Source organism: Acetobacter papayae JCM 25143 (assembly GCF_000613285.1).
Lineage (GTDB): Bacteria > Pseudomonadota > Alphaproteobacteria > Acetobacterales > Acetobacteraceae > Acetobacter > Acetobacter papayae.
Window position 1 is genome coordinate 1 of record NZ_BAIN01000110.1, and the last position, 4,995, is coordinate 4,995.

8 protein-coding genes are annotated in these 4,995 nt (G+C 64.0%); 6 read left to right on the forward strand and 2 right to left on the reverse strand.

All coding sequences use genetic code 11. The features are described from left to right. Positions 1 to 87: 87 nt before the first annotated feature. The 6 genes from JCM25143_RS24455 (at position 88) to JCM25143_RS14410 (ending at position 3,308) form a co-directional block, all read left to right on the forward strand. Complete coding sequence (locus JCM25143_RS24455) at positions 88 to 633, forward strand: hypothetical protein (protein ID WP_234395330.1); 546 nt, start codon at positions 88 to 90, stop codon at positions 631 to 633. Further along, positions 630 to 1,043 carry a hypothetical protein gene (locus JCM25143_RS24460; protein ID WP_234395331.1) on the forward strand — a complete coding sequence of 138 codons (414 nt, stop codon included), beginning with the start codon at positions 630 to 632 and terminating at the stop codon, positions 1,041 to 1,043. Before JCM25143_RS24455 ends, JCM25143_RS24460 begins: the two co-directional genes overlap by 4 nt. After that, positions 1,025 to 1,264: a hypothetical protein gene (locus JCM25143_RS24465; protein ID WP_234395333.1), complete on the forward strand. Its 240-nt coding sequence runs from the start codon at positions 1,025 to 1,027 to the stop codon at positions 1,262 to 1,264. Before JCM25143_RS24460 ends, JCM25143_RS24465 begins: the two co-directional genes overlap by 19 nt. Continuing rightward, entirely contained in the window at positions 1,264 to 1,866 is a 603-nt protein-coding gene (locus tag JCM25143_RS24470) for a hypothetical protein (RefSeq protein ID WP_234395334.1), read from the forward strand. The genes JCM25143_RS24465 and JCM25143_RS24470 overlap by 1 nt, the downstream gene beginning before the upstream one ends. Further along, positions 1,845 to 2,759 carry an NADH-quinone oxidoreductase subunit D-related protein gene (locus JCM25143_RS24475; protein WP_234395335.1) on the forward strand — a complete coding sequence of 305 codons (915 nt, stop codon included), beginning with the start codon at positions 1,845 to 1,847 and terminating at the stop codon, positions 2,757 to 2,759. Before JCM25143_RS24470 ends, JCM25143_RS24475 begins: the two co-directional genes overlap by 22 nt. 63 nt (positions 2,760 to 2,822) lie before the next feature. Further along, positions 2,823 to 3,308: an NADH-quinone oxidoreductase subunit B family protein gene (locus JCM25143_RS14410; RefSeq protein ID WP_025861732.1), complete on the forward strand. Its 486-nt coding sequence runs from the start codon at positions 2,823 to 2,825 to the stop codon at positions 3,306 to 3,308. A gap of 23 nt (positions 3,309 to 3,331) precedes the next feature. Here JCM25143_RS14410 and JCM25143_RS20115 read toward each other — a convergent pair whose 3' ends face one another. Next, positions 3,332 to 4,228, reverse strand: coding sequence for a CDP-alcohol phosphatidyltransferase family protein (locus JCM25143_RS20115; protein WP_051543409.1), 897 nt, complete (start codon positions 4,226 to 4,228; stop codon positions 3,332 to 3,334). Positions 4,229 to 4,236: 8 nt separating this feature from the next. Beyond that, positions 4,237 to 4,926 carry a phosphatidylserine decarboxylase gene (locus JCM25143_RS14420; RefSeq protein ID WP_025861733.1) on the reverse strand — a complete coding sequence of 230 codons (690 nt, stop codon included), beginning with the start codon at positions 4,924 to 4,926 and terminating at the stop codon, positions 4,237 to 4,239. Between the last annotated feature and the right edge of the window lie 69 nt (positions 4,927 to 4,995).

Here is a 4,995-nt window from a genome sequence, read left to right on the forward strand (position 1 = left end):
GCTGGTTATGCTGGTGCTGGGGGCGTTGTGCGCGCATCGTCTGCTGCCGCGCCGTGCGCGTAGCCTGTCCGGTGGAGAAAAGACGCAATGAGGTTTGAGGACTTCACGGTTTTTCTGGCGGCTCTGGCGTTTGTCTGGCCTTTTCTGGGCGCTGTGGGGGTGTGTCTGGCCCCGACCGAGCGCAGCCGGGATGTCGCGCTGTGGATGGCGGGCCTGGGTTGTGCCCTTGCTGTGGCGGTTTTTGTTTTTCCGGCAACGGGAGGTGTCTCGGCTGATTGGGAGGATGACCCCGTGCAGCGCGCAGGGCGTGTCATGCTGGCTCTGGGCCTGTGGGTGACAGTGCTGGAACATGGCATATTCCGTGAAAGGCTGCTGCGGAGTGTGCCGCATGTATCTACAGCTCTTGCAGGTTTGGGTTGTGTGGCCTCTCAGGCCGCGATTGGTCTTGGTATCCTGTTTCTGGCGCTGGCATGGGGGGTGTTCGTGTTCATGCGCCCAGCGGGGCAGGCACTGGCGGGCTGGCAGATCGGACGCACGGCGGCTGTGGGCCTGTTTCTGGCCCTTGCTGGGCTCACGCTCCCTCCCCATGGGCTGACAGCCGGGCTGGTGCTGGCTTGCGGCTGGTGGTCATGACCGGGCTGCCTCCGTTTTGCACGCCCGCGCGTGAGGGGCATGGGGCGCTGTTACTGGTGCCTTTTTGTGGAGCAGCTTTGTTATTGGCCATGCGGCTGCGGGGCTATGGCGGCAGCGGGTTTGAAATGGCGCTGGTCGCGGCCGGGCTTGTTTCTGTATGGACGACCGCCTGCCTGCCCGGCACCGCCCGCACGGCGGAAAACAGGGCCAGTGCTTTTCGTGGTTTCCCCATAGCTCTTGCCCTGATGGCGGTTGGCGTGGGCGCGGATGTGGCAGCACTGCTGCTGTTATGCGGATGGTGCCTTGCGGGGGGCAGCCGGGCAGGGCAGGGTTGGGCGGCGCGGGCACTGGCCTGCTTTCCCCCCGGTGCCCTTTTGTCGGGTGCCTGCTCATGTTGTCGGTTCTGGTAGACTGGTCGTGGGCGCTGGCCTTGCTGGCGGTGGCGGGTGTGTTGCTGGGTATTGCCCGTGCATGGCCCGATGCCTCGGCCCGCACGGTGTTTGGAACAGGAGAGCAGGCCATGGGCTTTCGCGATGTCTGGCCCGATGACCGGGCGGGGCGTCTGGCCTTTGTGGCGCTGGCTGGTATGGGCTTTCTGGTGCCGCTGGCCATGATGCTCGGTGCATTCTGATGGGAGCACCTGATCTCATCCGGGCGGGAGAGCCCACAGCAACCCCATGGCGCTTCCGGCTGGATGAACTGGCATGGCGTGATCTGGTCGAAGCCCTGCGCACCGACCCGTTGCCTTTTTGTGGCCTGTGGTGCGATGGCGCAGATGTGCATGCCCTGTTTATCGTGCGGGGTGAACCGCTCGCGGTAACGCTGGCGCTTGAGGATGGACGCTACCCGGCTCTCTCCCCCGCGCGGGAGGTTTCCTCCCTGTATGAGCGTGCGGCTTATGATTTATACGGGGCCGAGGCTATGTGGGCGCGTGATGTCCGGCCCCTGCTGGACCATGAGGTCTGGCCCTGTTCCAGCCCATTGGCCCAACCTCCGGGTGTCAGCGAGGTCCGCTCCGGTCTGGTGTCTTTTCAGCCTTCGGAACGCTTTGCCGGGGCGGCAGGCTTGGTCGATGGCTGGGGGCCTGCCACGGGGGGCGTATCACCGCCGCTTTATGTGGCGTTTGCCCAGTCCGGAGGCTGGTCGGTCAGGCGGAAAGCCAGAGTGGCTATGCGCATCGGGGGCTGGCCTTGCGCTGGCGAGGGTGCCGGGTGGAAGAGGGATGCCGCCTGAGCGGACGCGTTGTGGCCGGGCAGTCAGTGGCGCATCAGAGCGCTTTTTGCATGGCGGTGGAAAATGCCTGCGGGCAGGGCGTGGAGGAGCAGGCCGGTCTGGGACGTGTCGCCTTGCTGGAAATGGAGCGCGTGCTCCATCATCTCTACACGCTGGCAGATCTGGCGGAGCGGGCTCAGGCCCCGCTGGTGGCCGCACACTGCATGATGCTGCGTGAAGCCATGCTGGAACAGATAGCCCCCGTTACGGGCTCACGCCTATTGATGGATTGCTGCCGGCCCGGTGGTGTGCGGCTGGCCGAGGCCGAGCCACTGGGCGGCGTGTGTGACAGCCTTGCCAAGCTGGGGCAGGCCGGTCAGGAAGCCCTGCTGGAATTATGGGAGAGCTTTCCCGGTCTTTCTGCCCGGCTGACAGGGCTGGGCGTCACACGGGCCGAGGATTTGGCGCGAGTGGGGCTTGAAGGGCCGGTGGCGCGGGCCGCCGGGCAGGATTGCGATACCCGCCGCGTGCTGGGCCTGTATGACGGCCTGTGGCGCTATACCGCAGGCCGCCAGAGCGGGAGTGCAGCCGACCGCGCCCTGCTGTTACTTGATGAAGTGGCCGAAAGCCTGACCCTGCTTGGTAGAATTGCACCGCGTCTGGGCGATGCTGCTCCAGGCCGGGAGGCTCTTACCCTGCCGGATGCCGAAGGCATGGCCATGGTGGAGGGGCCATGGGGCCGTGTAGCCTACTGGGTGCAGTTGCATCAGGGGCGTCTTGCGCAGGTATTCTGCCATAACCCAGCGGCTGCGGCCCTGCTTGTGTTTGAAGAAACCGTGAAAGGTCAGCCGGTTGAGGATATGCCCCTTGTGGCCAGTTCACTCGGTGTCAGTGCGGCGGCGCTGGATGGCTGAGCCTATGTGGTATGGGGCCTGTCTGGCAGGTCTGGTAGATGGGGCAGGAACAGGAGCCACGGCATGGGGTTGATCCGGGCTGTACTGAGTGTGGCCTTTCGCCAGAACATGATGGCCACAAAGCCAGCGGGACATGGCGGCCCGCTGATGCTGTTTCATATCGAAACCGGCGGCTGTGGCGGCTGCGGTATGGAACTGCGCGCCCTTGCCAGCGCCCCGTATGATCTGGGGGGAGCGGGTTTCGGGCTGGCGTCTACCCCTGCGGGAGCCGACCTTCTGCTTGTGAGTGGCCCGCTTACACGCATGATGGCACCTGTGCTTCAGGCCGCGTGGGAGGCCATGCCAGAACCCAAAGGGATTATCTGCATGGGAGACTGTGCGCTGGATGGCGGGATGTTTGGCGAGAACTACGCCACGCTAGGTGGGCTCGAACGCCGTGTTACGATTGATCTGCGCCTGCCCGGTTGCCCGCCCACCCCGGCGGATGTTCTGGCGGGGCTGGTTTCCCTTCTGGGTAGCAGTGTGGCAGAGGCTACGCCCCCGGTCTGAAACTGGGGGCTGGCCGGTTGTTTTCAGGAAACCGGGTAATCGGGTTCTTCCTCCCGCAGGGATTCAGCCGCCCGTTTGAGCTTTTGAAAACTGCGGCGGCTCATGGGTAGCAGAACCATGTAAATGATACCAGCGGCGGCCAGAGCCCCCCACGGATCGGCAATCAGCACCACAACGTAAATGCCGGTGCCTAGCATCAATGGCAGTACGTACTGCACCGGCACCTTGAAGTTCTTGAAAGACCAGACCGGCAGGGTGGAAACCAGCAGGAAGGCCGTGCCCGTCAGTGTCAGGCTAGGCAGCCACGGTGTGCGGGTCAGCTCATACAGCCAGTCCATGTTCAGCTTCTGTGCCTCAAGGCCCAGAAATAGCGGAAACAGCGCAAGCCCGGCCCCGGCGGGTGCAGGCACGCCGGTAAAGAAGTTGCTGGCGTATTTGGGGGTATTTTCTTCGCCGTCCAGATTGGCGTTGAATCGCGCCAGACGCAGAGCCATGCACACCGTAAACAGCATGCAGGGCAGGAAAGCGTAGCGGTTTCCATCCCTCAGCGCCCAGAAATACAGCAGGAAGGAGGGTGCCACGCCAAAGCAGACAAAGTCTGACAGGCTATCAAACTCCGCCCCAAACCGCGTGGACCCACGCAGCATGCGTGCAATGCGGCCATCCAGCCCATCAATAAAAGCGGAAATCAGCAGTGCCGCCGCCGCCGCCTGAAAACGGCCATCCACGGCAAAGCGCATGCCGTTCAGTCCGGCACACAGCCCCAGCATGGTCAGAATATTGGGGATAAGCCGGTTGAAGGATGGCCCCCTTGTTTCCCTGCGCTTACGCCGTTTGCGCCGCTGTTCAGGGCGCGGTGTGGCAGGGGGCTGGCCGGTAAGGGCCGGCACGGGTTCGGGGCGGGGGGGCTGAGTCGTCATGCGTGAGATCAGAGACGCGCCATGACCGTTTCACCGCCGACCATGGTCTGGCCCACGGCTACCAGCGGCTCGACACCCGGCGGCAGATACAGGTCGGTACGCGAGCCAAAGCGGATCAGCCCGAAGCGTTCACCGGCTTCCAGCTTTTCGCCTTCCTTTACGGAGCAGACAATCCGGCGGGCCACCAGCCCGGCAATCTGCACCACAGCCAGCATGCGGCCATCGGGCAGTGTCAGGCTCAGGGCGTTGCGTTCATTCTGTTCGGATGCCTTGTCCAGACTGGCGTTCAGGAACAGGCCGGGGTGATAGGCAATCCGGGTGACAGTGCCAGCCGCCGGGATACGGTTGACGTGCACATCCAGCACGGACAGGAAGGTGGCAATCCGCCAGACCGGGGTGGTGCCCATGTCCAGTTCCTTGGGAGGGGCCACTTTTTCAACCGAGACGATATGCCCGTCCGCCGGAGCCAGCGCCACATCGCTACGCGAGGGGGTTACGCGCTCAGGGTCGCGGAAGAAATACAGGCAGAAGCCGAAAAAGCCGAGCCCGGCATGGCCTGCGCGGCGCAGCATCGGGCAGCGCAGGCGTGCGCCTGCCAGATAGGCCAGTGTCGTTGCCACGCCAGAAGCCAGCAGGAAAGGCCGGGCTTCGGGGTGCGGGCGGGATACGACAAGTTTGAGAGATGATAACAGGGACATAACGCTCTCCTTACCTGATCACACGGATCAGGCCAGTTCCTTCAGGGCTTCGCGCACGGCGGCAAAGGC